Genomic DNA, 16573 nt, shown 5'->3' with positions numbered 1-16573 from the left:
TTTTTTAGCGCAGAAATTAATAGTTATATAACAAGATGGCTAATAAATTATTAGCCATCTTTCGTCTACTAGAAATTAAACCGAGCGGTTTAATAACATAGATTTTATTTGTCCAATTGCTTTGGTCGGATTAAGACCCTTAGGACAAACGCTAACACAGTTCATGATACTGTGGCAACGGAACACACTGAATGCATCGTCTAAGTCAGCTAAACGCTCTTCTGTTGCTGTGTCTCGGCTATCAGCTAAGAAACGGTAAGCATGAAGAAGGCCTGCTGGACCTATAAACTTATCTGGATTCCACCAGAAAGAAGGACACGATGTAGAACAACATGCACATAAAATACACTCGTAAAGCCCATCTAATTTATCACGTTCTTCGATAGATTGAAGACGTTCACCTGCAGCAGGCTCATCATTAATTAGATACGGTTTTACTTTTTCGTATTGAGTGTAGAACTGACTCATGTCAATAACAAGGTCACGAACAACAGGAAGTCCAGGTAATGGACGCACTACGATTTTACCTTTGCCATTTTTTTGCAGCGTAGATAAAGGAGTAATACATGCTAAACCGTTCTTACCATTCATGTTTACGCCGTCTGAACCACACACGCCTTCACGGCATGAACGACGAAACGATAGTGTAGGATCTTGCTCTTTTAATAGTAAAAGTGCATCCAATACCATCATGTCTTGGCCTTCCTCAGTTTGCAAAGTGTAATCTTGCATACGAGGTGCGTTATCAACATCCGGATTGTAACGATAAACTGAAAATTGTACTTGTGCCATCGTCTCGCTCCTAGTAGGTACGTGCTTTAGGTGGGAAAGCTTCACGTGTTTTAGGCTCGTAGTTTACTTTACGCTTGCTCATTTCATCCGTTACCGGATTAAATACTGAGTGACATAACCAGTTTTCGTCATCACGATCTGGGAAGTCAAAGCGAGAGTGTGCGCCACGGCTTTCAGTACGGAAGTTTGCAGCTACTGCAGTTGAGTAAGCTGTTTCCATTAAGTTGTCTAGTTCTAAACATTCAATACGCATGGTGTTAAAGTCTGATGATTTGTCATCAAGACGCGCGTGCTGTAAACGTTCACGGATTTCTTTAAGTTCAGTAAGACCTGTAGCCATTGAGTCACCTTCACGGAATACCGAGAAGTTAAGCTGCATACATTGTTGTAGGTCTTTCTTGATTTGAACTGGGTCTTCGCCTTGACCAGCTGTTGAGTTTTCCCAACGGTTAAAGCGCGCAAGAGACGCTTCTAGGTCAGACTCTGAAGCCGCTTTAGAAATTTCAACGTCATTTAGGTATTTACCTAAGAAGTTACCTGCTGCACGGCCAAATACAACTAAATCAAGTAATGAGTTACCACCTAAGCGGTTAGCACCATGTACAGATACACAGGCAATCTCACCAACAGCAAATAAACCTTGTACTACTTTTTCGTTGCCAGCAGCATCGATATTAAGTACTTGACCATTTACGTTTGTTGGCACACCACCCATCATGTAGTGACATGTTGGGATAACTGGAATCGGTTCTTTTGCAGGATCAACGTGAGCAAATGTTTTAGCAAGATCACATACACCTGGAAGACGTAAGTTAAGCGTTTCTTCGCCTAAGTGGTCAAGTTTCAACTTAAGGTGAGGACCCCAAGGACCATCACAACCACGACCTTCACGAATTTCTGTCATCATTGAACGAGCAACAACGTCACGAGACGCTAAATCTTTAGCATTTGGTGCGTAACGTTCCATGAAGCGTTCGCCATCTTTATTTAAAAGATAACCACCTTCACCACGACAACCTTCAGTTACTAGCGTACCAGCGCCAGCTATACCTGTCGGGTGGAACTGCCACATTTCCATGTCTTGCATAGAAATACCAGCACGTGCAGCCATACCAACACCGTCACCGGTATTAATGTGAGCATTGGTTGTTGATGCGAAAATACGACCTGCACCACCTGTCGCTAACACAACTGCTTTTGATTTGAAGAAGGTGATTTCACCTGTTTCAATTTCAATCGCTGTACAGCCTACTACATCGCCATTATCGTTTTTAACTAAATCAAGTGCATACCATTCTGAGAATACATTGGTTTTGTTTTTAACGTTTTGTTGATAAAGAAGGTGTAATAATGCATGACCCGTACGGTCCGCTGCTGCTGCAGTACGCGCAGCCTGTTCACCACCAAAGTTTTTCGATTGACCACCGAAAGGACGTTGATAAACACGGCCATTTTCAAAACGCGAAAATGGTAAGCCCATGTTTTCTAATTCAGTAATAGCTTCTGGGCCAGTTTGACACATGTATTCGATAGCGTCTTGGTCACCGATAAAATCGGAACCTTTAACGGTATCATACATATGCCATTCCCAGTTATCTTCATGCGAGTTACCTAGCGCGACTGTAATACCGCCTTGAGCAGATACAGTGTGTGAGCGTGTCGGGAAAACTTTAGAGATTAGCGCACATGTTTTGCCAGATTCAGTAATAGCAAGAGCAGCGCGCATACCTGCACCACCGGCACCAATTACTACGGCGTCAAATTCACGAACAGAATATTTCACTTAAACACCCCATAAAACGATTAAACCCACAGCTACGTAAGCAACAGCCATTAGGTTTAGTACAAAGCCTAAAAAAGCACGCAATTTAGCGTTCTTTACATAGTCGGTAAGAACCTGCCAAAGGCCGATGCGGGTATGAACCATAATGCAAACTAGGGTGATTAACGTTGCCCCTTTCATTGCTAGGTTTGAGAATAGGCCTGTCCAGGCTTCATATGTGACTTCTGGCATTGCTAAAAAATAGCCAATAATAAAGATTGCATACGCGCTGATTATTAATGCCGTTGTGCGTAAAGATACAAAATCTTGTACGCCATCACGTTTAAGAGTTGCTTGATTTAAGACCATATCCACACCCCTGCCAATACAGCAAACACAACGCCAAGTGCCATCGCAATTTTAGCGCTAGTATTGCCTGATTCAAGTTCTTCCCAATGCCCCATATCCATAATAATGTGACGGATACCACCGATAAGGTGATAACCCAATACAGAAAGGGTGCCCCAAGCTATAAATTTGGCAATGAATCCGTTAAACAGACTCTTGACGAATTCAAAACCTTCAGCTGAAGAAAGAGACTCTGACCAAGCCCAAATGACAAACGTTAAAGCAAAAAATAATGCAACACCGGTGACGCGGTGAAAAATTGAAGCTTTAGCCGTTGCCGGCATAGATATAGTTGTTAGATCTAGATTTACAGGTCTTTGCTTTTTCACAGTTACTTGCCCATCTTGCCCGCAGTGGGGCTCATCTACTTGTTTTTCTAAAACCCACCAAATGTTTCTGGTGGAACTATCAAAATAAACGTATTGATACTAATAAAGTTCACTTTTTATGAAAATTATTATGTAAAAAAAAGTTTACCCAAATACAAATTGGTTAAAAACCTCCGTTAGTATATATAGCCGGAGACTCTTTTACAATTCTTGTTTACTTTGAGTCGTTTGCGAATTAGCCAATGGTATAATATTCAATCTATACCGAATATTTATTATACATATGTGCATAATACTTATAAAAATTGACTTTATACCCCTCTTTCACGTTAAAATGTAAAGATGTGCTTAGAATAGATTTTAGAATATAAAAATCAGAATAGTTATCTTAATAGGAGATACATAGATGGCAGATAAGAAAGCCACGGTCCATATTGATGGGCTAGATCCAATCGAACTTCCAATTTATCAAGGTACTGCTGGCCAAGATGTAATTGACGTACGTACACTCGGCTCACATGGTCACTTTACTTATGACCCAGGTTTCATGTCGACTGGTTCTTGTGAATCTACCATCACTTACATCGATGGTGGCAAGGGTGTTTTATTACACCGTGGTTACCCAATCGAACAGTTAGCAGAAAGCTCTAACTACGTTGAGTTATGCTACTTACTATTAAATGGTGAGTTACCAACTAAAGAGCAATACGATGATTTCGCTACAAAAATCACTCGTAGCACTATGCTAGATGAAAAAATCGCAAACTTCTTCCAAGGTTTCCGTTTTGACGCTCACCCAATGGCGATGCTATGTGGTGTGGTTGGTGCTTTATCTTCTTTCTACCATGAAGATCTGGATATCACTGATGCAGTTCAACGTAAAACAAGCGCTATTAAATTAGTTGCTAAGTTACCAACAATTGCAGCAATGGCGTACAAAACAAACATCGGTCAACCATTTGTATACCCACGCAATGACTTAAGCTATGCAGAAAACTTCTTACACATGATGTTCTCTGTGCCTGCTGAAGAATACAAAGTAAACCCTGTCACAGCTAAAGCAATGGATAAAATCTTCATGCTTCATGCTGACCATGAGCAAAACGCATCAACCTCTACAGTACGTTTAGCAGGTTCTTCTGGTGCTAACCCTTATGCATGTATTGCTGCGGGTATTGCATCACTTTGGGGCCCTGCTCACGGCGGTGCTAACGAAGCATGTTTAAACATGTTAGAAGAAATTGGCTCAGTTGATCGCATTGACGAATACGTAGCAAAAGCTAAAGACAAAGCGGACCCGTTCCGTCTTATGGGCTTTGGACACCGTGTTTACAAAAACTTCGATCCTCGTGCAACAGTAATGCGTCAAACATGTCATGAAGTGTTAGCAGAGCTAAACATTCAAGACCCATTGCTTGATATCGCAATGAAACTAGAGCAAATTGCACTTGAAGACCCGTACTTTGTTGAGAAGAAACTTTACCCTAACGTAGATTTCTACTCAGGTATTATCTTAAAAGCAATCGGCATCCCTACCAGCATGTTCACTGTAATCTTTGCAATGGCACGTACTGTAGGTTGGATCTCACACTGGGACGAGATGCTTTCTCAACCTGGTCATAAAATCAGCCGTCCACGTCAGCTTTACACAGGTGAAACACACCGTGATTATAAAGCAACTGACAAGCGCTAAGCATTAAGTTAGTTTAAAAGGCCGCCTATGCGGCCTTTTTTATTACCTACTACTTGAGAATTATCTTAAACAGATTACAATTCCTGCCCACTTGATTAACTTTATGAGCCTATGTCTGTGTCCTCGTTTGATCCTAAAAAAATCCGTAATGACTTTCCTACTCTAAATCAGACAATCAATGGCTACCCTTTGGTTTATTTAGACTCAGCAGCAGCAACACAAAAACCACAATGCGTGATTGACGCTACCACAGAGTTTTACACCTTACAGAATGCAAATGTTCACCGCGGACGTCATACGCTGAGTGAGCAAGCTACAGCGGCTTATGAGCAAGTACGTCAACGCGTTGCCGATTATTTTCAGGTAACCAGTAACGAAATTGTCTGGACCAAAGGTGCCACTGAAGCGATTAACTTAGTTGCTCATGGCTTAAGAAATACATTAACAGCTGCTGACACTATTTTAATTAGCCCAATCGAACACCACGCTAATATCGTGCCGTGGCAAGAACTGGCAGCGCAAACCGGGGCAACATTAAAAACTTTACCACTTAATGCAGATGCTACGTTTGATATAGCACAGTGTTGTGAAGTGATTAAGCGCACCAACCCTGCACTACTGGCTATTACTCACGCCTCTAATGCACTAGGCAATATTACTGATTTAGCCCCCTTAATAGCCTCAGCGAAGGAGGTAGGTGCGCTAACCTTAGTGGATGGCGCACAAGGGGCGCTGCATTTAAGACCGGATTTAAAAAAGCTCGATTGTGATTTTTACGTGTTTTCTGCTCATAAAATGGTGGGGCCGACAGGGCTAGGCGGTTTATATGGCCGTTATACAGCCCTTAATGCACTATCGCCTTATCAAACAGGCGGTGAAATGATTGAGAAAGTAACCTTAACGCACAGTACTTATCGTAATGCACCGGCTAAATTTGAAGCAGGAACGCCAAATATAGCCGGCGTTTTAGGTTTTGGCGCTGCACTTGAGTATTTAATGGCGCTTGATCTGCAAACATTACAGCACTATGAACAGCAGTTGTTTATTTATGCAGCGAACGCATTGGGCAAAATAGACGGTATTATTATCTACAGCGAACTCAAATCGAATATTGGCACACTTTGCTTTAATTATAAAAATGAACATCCTTATGATCTGTCAACTTTACTTGACGGCTATGGTATTGCTGTACGAAGTGGTCATCATTGTACCCAACCTTTAATGAGTCATTTAAACCTAAATGGTTCACTGAGAGCGAGTTTTGCTTTTTATAATACGACTAAAGATGTAGACCAATTTATTGCCGCACTCAAAGAATGCATTGCTTTATTAGACTAATTTGGATAAATAATGACACACACATATCAACTCGTAACTAAAAGTATTCAAAGCAGTAGTAGCTGGCAACAAAAGTACCGTGAAATTATGTTACTCGGTAAAACGCTGCCACCTTTAGCCGATATATTAAAAACAGATGATGCGTTAGTGCCAGGCTGTGAGAGTAAAGTATGGATGTTTGTTGAGTTTGACCTAACCGAGAATGCACTGGTTGTAATTGGAGACTCTGATACTCGCATAGTAAAAGGCTTATTGGCGTTAATTTTAGCCCTGTATAACGGTTTAACACCCGAAGAAGTGTTAGCAGTAAATGCTTATGATGAATTTGAAAAGCTTGGCTTAATCAGTCATTTGAGTGCGTCTAGGGGTAATGGAGTAAAAGCCATGGTTGAAACAATACAAACCATGGCCAAACAAAAAGCGCTTTAAGCGCTTTTTAAATACTATTAAACCAAAACACTTTATCTAAGTATTTAGACGCGCACGCTTGTCTAAGTATTTTCGAACCGCTTTAGCGGCAACAAAAAAACCAAAACTACCGGTGATCATCGTCACTGAGCCAAAGCCATTATTACAATCCATGTTCATACTGCCATCAGCATTTTGCTTCGCATGACACACACTGCCGTCACTACCTGGGTAAACAAGCTGTTCAGTGGAATATACACAGTCAATATTAAATTTACGTTTTGGGTTTGAACTGAAATTATATTGTTTACGCAAAATGTAACGCACTTTTGCAAGTAATGGATCTTGAGTGGTTTTTGCCACATCGCCAAAAGTAATTTGACTCGGATCGGTTTGCCCACCTGCACCGCCTGTGGTAATTATAGGCATTTTATTACGTTTACAGTGAGCTATTAACGCCGCTTTTTCTTTAACCGCATCAATACAATCTATTACATAATCAAAACCTTGAATATGTTCTTGAATATTATCAAGGCTAATAAAGTCATCAATCACATTCACCACACACTCAGGGTTGATAAGCTTGCAGCGAGTTTTCATCGCCTCAACTTTAGCTTCCCCTATTGTGCCTGTTAAGGCATGAATTTGACGATTTACATTAGTTGCACAAATATCATCTAAATCAATTAAGGTGATTTTACCTACGCCGGTACGCGCTAGTGCTTCAGCAGTCCAACTGCCTACACCACCAATACCCACAACACAAAAATGTGCTTGCTGTAACCACTCAAATTGCTGTTGACCATACAGACGTTTAATACCACCAAAGCGGATATCAGTTACTTGTTCACTCATTTACCAATCCAGTTTCCACGGCGTTTGCCAAGAATTAAAATCTTGATGTTTAATCAATTGCGCATACTCTTCACCAGATTCTGGCAACAGGGTATGTTGTATTTTTTGCCCTTTCCATAAAAAATCCAGCGCAAATGCATGTAAATAGGTACGCTCTGCAGGGCTGCCTGCATAACTCGCATCACCCATTATGGGGGCACCCAAACTCTTTAAAGCAACTCTGAGCTGATGGGTTTTACCCGAATAGGGTTTTAGTAAGCTCTAAAACCACTTTTAAAACTAAATGAATAAAACCGCGTAATAGCGGGATTTATTTGCGAGTTTAATAATTTAAAAGTACCCCGACGTGACTTCGCCATGTCTCCTTTAACCCAACCTTGCTTTTTTTTAGGCTTAGAATCACTTACAGCTAAATAAAATTTATTAATAGTATGCTCAGTAAACATCTGGGTAAACTTTGCCGCAGCGTCTTTATGCCGCGCTAATATGATCAGCCCTGAAGTCACTTTGTCTAGACGATGAACCGCAAACAATTTTTCGTTTAGTTGTTGCTCAGCAAGAACCACAAAACCAGGGCTTTCTTCTGAATGAAAATTAAGCCCTGCAGGTTTAGTTATAATATAAAAATCATCGTGCGTGTATTGCACCTTTAACACAGGCGTATCTGCTTTATTCACGCGATTTACTTAGAATATGCGCAACGACTTTAGCTAAATCCTCTGGTGTATCAACCCCAGCATGAGGGGTCACCAGCGCTTGCTCTATTTTAATCGCATAGCCATGGTAAAGCACCCTTAGCTGCTCTAGTGATTCTAAAACTTCTAATGGTGATACCGATAATTGAATATATTGCTTTATAAAGCCAGCGCGATACGCGTAAATACCCACATGGCGTTGAAAAGGCGCTAAATTAAGTGGTTGCTGCTCTGCCATCATGGCACTTCTATCAAATGGAATGCTGGCTCTTGAAAAATATAAGGCATTTTTATTGATATCGCTGACCACTTTAACCGCGTTAGGGTTAAACACCTCATCACGCTCTTCAATGGCAACACTTAGGGTTGCCATAGGCGCGGTTGATTGCGCTAATAGTGTAGCCACTTGTGACACGTTATCAGGGGATAATAATGGTTCATCGCCCTGCACATTAACCACGATAGTATCATCTGATAAATTTAGTAAATCAACGACTTCTGCTAACCGTTCAGTCCCTGATTGATGATCTTCTCGAGTCATCAATACATCATTGGTAAAGTGTTTAGCCGCATCAAATACTTTTTGATGATCGGTGGCAATAACCACTTTACTCGCTCCCGACAAACACGCTTTTTCATAGACATGTTGGATCATTGGCTTGCCACAAATATCAGCAAGTGGTTTACCTGGCAAACGAGTAGAAGCGTAACGCGCAGGAATAACAACTACGAATTCCACTTTTCTACCTCTTCAAGAGACAATTCTCGGGCTTCATTTTCAAGTAATACCGGAATATCATCGCGTACCGGGTAAGCAAGCTTTGCAGCTGTACTGATCAGCTCTTGGTTTTCTTTATCAAAGCGCAACTTACCTTTACACACGGGGCAAGCAATAATTTCGAGTAACTTCGTATCAAAGGCCATGATGGATCCCTTTTTCTTTTAATAGTAAATTTAATGTGTTTATTACCGCCGCTGTTGGTTGAGCATCAACAGGCAGGTAATACCAATTAGGTTTTGCAAAATCACGGCATTTAACCGCATCTTTTTCTGTCATTAATACACAGTCATCGCCAAATTGAGCGAAATCATCAGCGCTATAAGCATAATGATCGCGAAAATGATGTGTAGACAGTAATTTAATACCCTGTGCTTGCAGTGAAGCCTCAAAACGACCTGGGTTACCAATAGCACTCACCGCATGCGCAGCCTTTAAAGGCGTCGCTATATCCGTGTTATCGGCAACGCGTTTAATAACCGATGGCTGCAAGCGATAACTAAACTCATCCTCAGAGCCATTTTCAATTACTACGTCTACGCTCTTTAATCGAGAGACGGTTTCGCGCAGTGGCCCTGCGGGCATTAGCAAACCATTACCAAATTTTCTTTCGCTATCAACAATACAACATTCTATGCTGCGTGCCATTTTGTAATGCTGCATGCCATCATCAGAAATGATCACATCAAGCTTAAAGTTTGCGTTGAGCTTTTCTATATTGTGTTGCCTATTAGGGCCAACCACTAATGGGCACTGTAAACGATTAAATAAAAGCACCGGCTCATCACCAGCCTCTCGTGTAGTCGTTTGTGCAGTAACCAATAACGGGTAATGAGTTGCTTGCCCGCCGTAACCTCGGCTAATTAAACCAACAGATAAGCCTTTAGCAGTTAAATAATCATAAAGCCACAATACAAACGGCGTTTTACCATTACCGCCAACGCTTATATTACCAACTACAATAACCGGCGTATTGCTCACAAATGGCTTAAAAATACCGACACGGTAGCAATACCTGCGCACTAAGGCAACACAGCCAAAAACAGCTGACAACGGCATTAACAATAAGGTAATTAAGCTAAATGGTTTATACCAGCTTTGCTCTATTTTACTCACCCTTGCTCACCAAACTGCATTTTGCATAACGCAGAATAAGTGCCATCGTTAGCAAGTAAGTCTGTATGGGTACCACTTTCAATAACTTGACCACTGTCTATTACATAAATGCGGTCACTATTTTCAATAGTCGATAACCTATGCGCAATTACAATAGACGTTTTGTCTTTCATTAATGTATCGAGGGCATGTTGAATGAGTTTTTCTGATTCAGTATCCAGCGCCGAGGTCGCTTCATCTAAAATTAAAATTGGTGCATCTTTTAATATTGCACGAGCAATCGCGATACGTTGACGCTGACCACCTGAAAGCATCACCCCATTCTCACCAACCATAGTATTAAGTTGCTCCGGTAAATCTTTAACAAACTCCCAGACATGAGCTTGTTTAGCCACAGCATGAAGCTCTTCCATCGATACATCGCGTTGGAGGCCATAACAAATATTATTTGCAATCGTGTCATTAAAAAGTACCACTTGCTGCGATACTAAAGCAAATTGACGACGTAAATCGGTAAGCTTATATTCATTTAAAGCAATACCATCCAGTAATATTTCACTGGGGGCTTCTAAATCATAATAGCGAGGTAATAAGTTTGATATGGTGGATTTACCCGAGCCTGAGCGGCCAACAAGCGCAATGCTCTCGCCCGCTTTAATAGTCATAGACAAATTATTTAATACCGGCTCGTCTTTGGTTGGGTATTTAAAGGTGACATTTTTTACCTCAATATGACCTTTAACTTTATCAACCGATAAGGTGCCCGTGTCTTTTTCTATTTCTTCATCTAGCACTAAAAATACACTCTGCGCAGCTGAAATACCGCGTTGTAAATCGCTGTTCACATTGGCAAGCTGTTTTAACGGGCGTAGTAACATCATCATCGAAGAAATGAGCACTACAAAATCCCCAGAGCTAATACTGTCTATCATTGAGGGCATAGACACCACCCATAAAATAACGGCCATTGCACTGGCGGCTAAAATTTGAATGATAGAGACACTTAACGCCTTAGTCGCATCCATTTTGATACGTTGCTGGCGATTATGATTATTAATTTTAGAAAATTGATCGATTTCTTGAGTTTGACCACCAAAGCCGTGGATCACTTTGTGACCACTGAGCATTTGCTCTGAGCTGCGGGTAACTTGCCCCATCGCAGACTGAATATTTTTAGATATATGACGAAAACGTTTAGATACCACCGCCACTATAATAGCCACTAATGGAATAATAACTAAAAAGATTAACGATAATTGCCAGCTGGTATAAAACATAACTGCAAGTAAAAACACCACAAAAGCGCCTTCACGAACTACAATAAGCAGTGCTTTGGTAATCGCTTGCTGTACTTGCTCTGTATCAAAGGTAATTTTTGAAATAAGGTCGCCAGTCGAGTTTTTATCATGAAACGATACTGGCAAATGTAATATATGCTCAAATAGTTCTTGGCGAAGCGCACGCACTACCTGCGAACCAACATAGCTTAAACAGTACGATGACATAAAATTAAATACGCCACGCCCGATCACCAACGCAATAACCACAAATGGCGCATAAGTAAGTACCTGACTATTACGCTCATTTAAACCTTCATCAATAAACGGCTTCATCAGTTGGATGAATAATGCATCCATACCTGAATAACCTATCATTCCAATAATTGCGACGATGGCAACCGACTTATAGGCACCAACGTAAGAAACAAGCCGTTTATAAATTTGTGTAGTACTTTGATCCATAACACTCTCTAAAACCACTGACAGCCTCTATTGTATCCTTAGCAACAGCAAAACAAAACGTCAATCTTTGATAAACCAATAACTTTCCTGCGCCCTCGCTGTAGTAAGCTCAAGGTGCTTAGCATAAAAATCAACCCTAACTTGTCCTACATCACCGGTGCTATATTGTTTGGCGTTTATTTTATTGTAACGCTCAACTACCGCTTTACTTGGAAATTGCCACTGACCTTGATAGGCACTTGAATGAATCACAATCGTTGGGTTTACTGCCTTAATAAACTCGTCACTCGAGGAGCTGTCACTGCCGTGGTGTGGGCTTATCAAAACGGTACTTTGTAAATCATCTTCCTTTTTAATTAATTGCGACTCTCGCGTCTTTGATATGTCACCGGTAAGTAGCACACTATAGTTTGCAGCTGAGATTTTAACGATACAGGAATTATCATTACTATTATTAAATTCCTCTTTAGTAAAGGTTTTAATACTCAACCCATGAAAATCGCGTGTTGTTGTTATACAGTCGTTATATACACCATTTGGATGAAAATAATCAAAACTCCATGCATAACCGGCTGCTTTAAAATGCGCAACACCTCCGGCATGATCGTTATCTTGATGACTGACAATCGCGGTACTTACCGTTAGATTATGGGCGTCAATATAGGGTAGTAATACACTAGGCACACGACTAAAGCGATTAAAGTAACTCGGGCCAAAATCATAAATAAACGCATGTTTGTCTTTTTTTATCAATACCATTAGGCCATGGCCTACATCAAATACGTTCAACTGCCAAAGACTAGATTGCGTAAAATAATAATTAGACAGTAAAGTCAAAAGCGGAATACACGCCAGTACGCGAAGCTCAATAAAATAAAGTAAAGGAACCACACTATAAAGCAGCACCACAGTGGTTATACTTACCTGACCAACATTAAGCCAACGTATGTGCTGCGGTATTGCCAGCAACATTTGATAAATATAGGTCAGTGGAAAATCATACAACACAATAAACGCATGCCAGTCGGTTAATAACCCCAGCAACACACTTAAAAATAAAGCAGGCATTAATACAAAAGATAAAATGGGAATAGCGACAAGATTTAAAACTAAACCTGCTAAACTCACGCCATTAAAAAAGTATAATGACAGCGGTAATAAGCCAATAAATAATCCCAGTTGAATAATAAAAAGAGTGCGAATATTGGCTAACAATGAATGACCTCGCAGCGGAAACTGTTTTAAAACCATAAAAATAATACATACCGCTAAAAAGGAAAAATACAGGCCAGGATTAAGCAAACTAAATGGATTAACCGCTAGAATAATAACCAACGCATATAAAATACTTCGCCATCTAAGCGCTTGCTTCGCTAAATAATAAAGCAACAAATAACAACCCAACATAATTAAGGCGCGGGTTGCCGAAATAATGAAATCACTCAAGTAAACATAAATAAAAGCGGCAACAAAGCCAGCAGCGCTATAAAAAATAGCAATATTTAATGATTGATTTAGTTCAGGCTTAATCAACTTAAGAAAACAGCGCACTGCAAAATAACAAAAGCCGAAAACCAAAGAGATATGCAATCCAGAAATAGCCAGTAAATGACTTAACCCAAGACTTTGCATTAATTGTTTATGCTCAAGGGTCATTAACGACTTGTCTCCGGTTAAGAGCACGTAATATAGCCAATTAAGCTCAGCACTACTTACGAGCTTTTTGACATAAGTCCGATAAGCCGCGATATGATTATTTTGTGGGCGGTTGTAAATCGCTAACTGCTTATTTAATACTGTGCCTTTAAACGCTATTTTTTGTGTAAAGGCATAGAGTTGACTGTCGAACACAGTAAAATTTTTAATCCCCCTAAAATTTTTTAACCTAACTTGAGCAGTAAAAGCATCACCTGGCTGAATAGGTTGTGTTGAATTAATACTTAATAAGGCATTAGGTGCTCTAAACTGACTATATTCGCTATCTTCCAAACGGGTTATTTTCACTTTTACGTATTGTGGAGGGGTTGAAGAAATAACCTCTTCGACAACAACATTGACTGAATAAGCATATTTTTCATACTCATTAGGTAATTCAAATGAATAAAACAAAATAAAATGTGCCGCTACACAGCAAATACCGCAAATAAAGCCTAACAATACAGTTAAAAACGGCTTAAAATACGTGCTCACAATGAGGATTGAAATTGTGATAACTGTAAATTCAAGGGTTTGGTAATAAAATACGGTAACAACAACTCCGATAACAAACCCAAGACTCATCCACACAGAAGTAAATGGTTGCTTTAAATGGCTAAAAAAACGATCCAACGGTTTTTACCCGATCCAAATAAAATTAGACATCACAAATCGCTAAGAATATTTGGCCGTCTTTTACATGATGCTAACCTTTGGCATTTAAATAGACGTTCGGCACGAGGTGCTTTTGCTGTTGGGCTCTTTTTTGCTTTCATCCCTGTTCCTTTTCAAATGGTGCTCGCGGCTGCCGCAGCGATAATTTTGAGAGTTAATTTACCCATTTCTGTTGCGCTAGTATGGATCACTAATCCACTGACTATGCCGCCAATTTTTTACGGCTCCTACCTTGTTGGTACATTAGTACTTAATCAACCAGAACAACACTTTGCGTTCGAAGCCAGTTGGGCATGGTTTATAGAAAGCTTAACGACAATTGGCCCTGCATTCTTAGTCGGTTCTTTGGTATGCGCCTCTATCGCCAGTGTTATTGGCTACTTTGGAATAGATCTAATTTGGCGCCGCTCTGTAAGGCGGGCATGGGGAATGAGAAATAATTAGCCTCTCTTCCTTTAAATGCTTACATTACTATAGACAAAAAAAACCCAACTTAACAAGTTGGGTTTTTTAGTCGTTCTGTTTAACGATTTAAGCTCATTTAAAATCTAAATACACGTCTTAAACCAACAAGTGGTAGTAATAATAAACCAAACCAAGAAAAACTCGCTGAACTGCGTTCGTAAAATTCAGCATCTGGGGCTTTACAATTCTCAACTTCACCATTAGGGATAGGCGAAAGTTTTACCGCAACGGCTACACTTTCATATTCAATATTACCATTTACATCGGTAACAACTCCGCCCAATGAATTTCGTTTTTCAACTGTTTTAGTCGCAACACCAAATACTTCGTTGTTTTCATTAATCGATTTAGCTTCTACCATTTTATAGCTGAAACTGGTTTCACCATCACTGTCATAACAAGGCAGCAATTTATTTAGGTTAGTGATCTTGTCATCGCCAATTTTATAAATAAAGGCTTCTGAACGGCGGGTGTTCTCAGACTCACCAATTTCACCTTCACCAACAATGTAGCCTTGATTATTAATGTCATTTGCATATGAGCTTGAGCTTATAAAGTAATCTTCAGGAAACACGGTCGTGTTTGTATTTATATCATGGTAAAAAAGTTTGTTTCTTAGCGTGCCTTCTATTCGCTTGGTCGCATAACCTACAACAATATCGTTATCGTTGATAGCAAATGCTTTACCACTTTGCCAGTCATCTCTTTGTTCAATAAAATCAACTACTTCACCATCTTTAAAGTAAACTGGCATCGTTAAAATTGTGGAATCTCTATCAAAGTAACGGGTATTAGAAAAACCGGCCGCAACGCCATTTTTATTAACCGCTAATGCATTACTAATAAATGGGTTACTGTCTTCATCTTCTTTTGGTGTCAGCGCTAAACCTAACAATTCTGTTGAGGTTACATTATAGGCACTGTCTAGTGTCCACTTAACCGCTGTTTTATTAAATAAACCACGTGTGTTACGACTATTAATTGATTCAATACACGTCATTACAGGTTCATCAAGACCATCACAATTATCAGCAATTAAGGTTTGTCTCTCTGTAGGGATACTCACTGATACATTACCAACAACAACGTAACCCGTGTCAGTGGCAACAATATCAGACGCTTTACTCGTCCCACCATGTTCAGTAAATTCTGGAACAAGCGGCACTTCTACACCGCCTTCAGAAATTAAAATACCACGTTCTATAAACTCTCGGGTAAACCAAGTTTCTTCTTCAGTTTCACCATCTGGTGTAAAAGTGATTTTATCAAACGGTGCACTGCCCCAACCTACGGTCGTACCGTCCTGTGCAACAGCATTATAAAAGTTGCTAGTCGAGCGCGTTAATCCATCATAATCAACCGAAGCCACATCAAACAAAGATTGCTCTGTAATTACACCACTGTTGTAATTTGTAGCAACAATTGAGCTAATTTTTTGATATTCAAAGTTAGCAGATAAGTTTGACAAAAAACGAACCATAAAAGTATGCGCATCAGCATTGGTATAAATAGCGTCGTTGTTTTCGATGTCATCAAGTGTAAACGTAATTTCTTTGTCACTTAGTTCAAATGAATTTACTTCATTAGTATAAGCGTTCTTAATTAAACTATCGGTAAAATCAATATAACTAATATCAATTGGGATATTGTATAAGCCATTAGCAAGCCCAATGACATGTCCGTTTTCACTCACATCGGTAACATAAGTATGTTTTGCGTTTTCAAAGTTACCTAACTCCGTTAACGCATAGGTAGCACTTAATGCCGATGTACTCAGTGTTGCTAAAACACTGGCCGCGAGTAATTTATATTTCATTTTATT

At 40.0% G+C, this 16573-nt stretch carries 15 protein-coding genes and 1 pseudogene; 4 read left to right on the top strand and 12 right to left on the bottom strand.

The window, feature by feature from the left end; genetic code table 11:
* Positions 1 to 75: 75 nt before the first annotated feature.
* The 4 genes from ND6B_RS10250 to sdhC are packed head-to-tail and all read right to left on the bottom strand — an operon-like array spanning position 76 to position 3291.
* Positions 76 to 792, bottom strand: a complete 717-nt coding sequence (locus ND6B_RS10250; RefSeq protein ID WP_008112091.1) for a succinate dehydrogenase iron-sulfur subunit — start codon at positions 790 to 792, stop codon at positions 76 to 78.
* A gap of 10 nt (positions 793 to 802) precedes the next feature.
* A complete protein-coding gene (gene sdhA / locus ND6B_RS10255; RefSeq protein ID WP_013465011.1) occupies positions 803 to 2575 on the bottom strand; it encodes a succinate dehydrogenase flavoprotein subunit in 1773 nt (590 codons plus the stop codon).
* On the bottom strand, positions 2576 to 2923 hold the full coding sequence (gene sdhD, locus ND6B_RS10260; RefSeq protein ID WP_013465012.1) for a succinate dehydrogenase, hydrophobic membrane anchor protein: 348 nt from the start codon (positions 2921 to 2923) through the stop codon (positions 2576 to 2578).
* A complete protein-coding gene (sdhC, locus tag ND6B_RS10265; protein ID WP_076916082.1) occupies positions 2914 to 3291 on the bottom strand; it encodes a succinate dehydrogenase, cytochrome b556 subunit in 378 nt (125 codons plus the stop codon). Before sdhC ends, sdhD begins: the two co-directional genes overlap by 10 nt.
* 406 nt (positions 3292 to 3697) lie before the next feature.
* Between sdhC and ND6B_RS10270 the strand changes: the two genes are divergently transcribed.
* From ND6B_RS10270 to ND6B_RS10280, 3 genes are all read left to right on the top strand, one after another.
* Entirely contained in the window at positions 3698 to 4984 is a 1287-nt protein-coding gene (locus tag ND6B_RS10270; RefSeq protein WP_013465014.1) for a citrate synthase, read from the top strand.
* A gap of 111 nt (positions 4985 to 5095) precedes the next feature.
* Positions 5096 to 6322: an aminotransferase class V-fold PLP-dependent enzyme gene (locus ND6B_RS10275; protein ID WP_033103397.1), complete on the top strand. Its 1227-nt coding sequence runs from the start codon at positions 5096 to 5098 to the stop codon at positions 6320 to 6322.
* Between the two features lie 12 nt (positions 6323 to 6334).
* Positions 6335 to 6751 (top strand): SufE family protein, encoded by a 417-nt coding sequence (locus ND6B_RS10280; RefSeq protein ID WP_024603040.1) that lies wholly within the window; start codon positions 6335 to 6337, stop codon positions 6749 to 6751.
* 36 nt (positions 6752 to 6787) lie between these two features.
* Here ND6B_RS10280 and tcdA read toward each other — a convergent pair whose 3' ends face one another.
* From tcdA to ND6B_RS10310, 7 genes and pseudogenes are all read right to left on the bottom strand, one after another.
* Positions 6788 to 7585, bottom strand: a complete 798-nt coding sequence (gene tcdA / locus ND6B_RS10285; protein ID WP_024603041.1) for a tRNA cyclic N6-threonylcarbamoyladenosine(37) synthase TcdA — start codon at positions 7583 to 7585, stop codon at positions 6788 to 6790.
* Positions 7586 to 8262, bottom strand: a pseudogene (locus tag ND6B_RS19605) (TIGR01621 family pseudouridine synthase). It abuts the gene before it with no gap.
* On the bottom strand, positions 8255 to 9019 hold the full coding sequence (kdsB, locus tag ND6B_RS10290; RefSeq protein WP_033103396.1) for a 3-deoxy-manno-octulosonate cytidylyltransferase: 765 nt from the start codon (positions 9017 to 9019) through the stop codon (positions 8255 to 8257). The pseudogene ND6B_RS19605 and the gene kdsB overlap by 8 nt, the downstream one beginning before the upstream one ends.
* Complete coding sequence (locus ND6B_RS10295) at positions 9007 to 9204, bottom strand: Trm112 family protein (RefSeq protein WP_008112074.1); 198 nt, start codon at positions 9202 to 9204, stop codon at positions 9007 to 9009. Before ND6B_RS10295 ends, kdsB begins: the two co-directional genes overlap by 13 nt.
* On the bottom strand, positions 9194 to 10174 hold the full coding sequence (lpxK, locus tag ND6B_RS10300; RefSeq protein WP_033103395.1) for a tetraacyldisaccharide 4'-kinase: 981 nt from the start codon (positions 10172 to 10174) through the stop codon (positions 9194 to 9196). Before lpxK ends, ND6B_RS10295 begins: the two co-directional genes overlap by 11 nt.
* Positions 10171 to 11916, bottom strand: a complete 1746-nt coding sequence (gene msbA, locus ND6B_RS10305) for a lipid A export permease/ATP-binding protein MsbA (protein WP_013465021.1) — start codon at positions 11914 to 11916, stop codon at positions 10171 to 10173. Before msbA ends, lpxK begins: the two co-directional genes overlap by 4 nt.
* 60 nt (positions 11917 to 11976) lie before the next feature.
* Positions 11977 to 14244: a DNA internalization-related competence protein ComEC/Rec2 gene (locus ND6B_RS10310; protein WP_033103394.1), complete on the bottom strand. Its 2268-nt coding sequence runs from the start codon at positions 14242 to 14244 to the stop codon at positions 11977 to 11979.
* Between ND6B_RS10310 and ND6B_RS10315 the strand changes: the two genes are divergently transcribed.
* Positions 14224 to 14730 (top strand): DUF2062 domain-containing protein, encoded by a 507-nt coding sequence (locus ND6B_RS10315; RefSeq protein WP_013465022.1) that lies wholly within the window; start codon positions 14224 to 14226, stop codon positions 14728 to 14730. The two genes, ND6B_RS10310 and ND6B_RS10315, sit on opposite strands and share 21 nt — an antisense overlap.
* Before the next feature lie 97 nt (positions 14731 to 14827).
* On the opposite strand, the gene ND6B_RS10320 is transcribed toward ND6B_RS10315, so the two are convergent.
* Positions 14828 to 16567 (bottom strand): DUF3466 family protein, encoded by a 1740-nt coding sequence (locus ND6B_RS10320; protein WP_033103393.1) that lies wholly within the window; start codon positions 16565 to 16567, stop codon positions 14828 to 14830.
* Positions 16568 to 16573 lie beyond the last annotated feature (6 nt).

It is taken from the genome of Pseudoalteromonas sp. ND6B, assembly GCF_000764215.1.
In the GTDB taxonomy this organism is placed as follows: Bacteria; Pseudomonadota; Gammaproteobacteria; order Enterobacterales; family Alteromonadaceae; genus Pseudoalteromonas; species Pseudoalteromonas tetraodonis.
The sequence above is the reverse complement of the archived record's forward strand: the minus strand, read 5'-3'. Positions and strand labels throughout refer to the sequence as shown.

What these genes read in the sequence shown, in the direction of transcription:
- ND6B_RS10250 (WP_008112091.1), bottom strand. Translation starts at nt 792, where the DNA reads ATGGCACAAGTACAATTTTCAGTTTATCGTTACAATCCGGATGTTGAT.
- sdhD (WP_013465012.1), bottom strand. Translation starts at nt 2,923, where the DNA reads ATGGTCTTAAATCAAGCAACTCTTAAACGTGATGGCGTACAAGATTTT.
- ND6B_RS10270 (WP_013465014.1), top strand. Translation starts at nt 3,698, where the DNA reads ATGGCAGATAAGAAAGCCACGGTCCATATTGATGGGCTAGATCCAATC.
- ND6B_RS10275 (WP_033103397.1), top strand. Translation starts at nt 5,096, where the DNA reads ATGTCTGTGTCCTCGTTTGATCCTAAAAAAATCCGTAATGACTTTCCT.
- ND6B_RS10280 (WP_024603040.1), top strand. Translation starts at nt 6,335, where the DNA reads ATGACACACACATATCAACTCGTAACTAAAAGTATTCAAAGCAGTAGT.
- tcdA (WP_024603041.1), bottom strand. Translation starts at nt 7,585, where the DNA reads ATGAGTGAACAAGTAACTGATATCCGCTTTGGTGGTATTAAACGTCTG.
- ND6B_RS10295 (WP_008112074.1), bottom strand. Translation starts at nt 9,204, where the DNA reads ATGGCCTTTGATACGAAGTTACTCGAAATTATTGCTTGCCCCGTGTGT.
- msbA (WP_013465021.1), bottom strand. Translation starts at nt 11,916, where the DNA reads ATGGATCAAAGTACTACACAAATTTATAAACGGCTTGTTTCTTACGTT.
- ND6B_RS10315 (WP_013465022.1), top strand. Translation starts at nt 14,224, where the DNA reads ATGGCTAAAAAAACGATCCAACGGTTTTTACCCGATCCAAATAAAATT.
- ND6B_RS10320 (WP_033103393.1), bottom strand. Translation starts at nt 16,567, where the DNA reads ATGAAATATAAATTACTCGCGGCCAGTGTTTTAGCAACACTGAGTACA.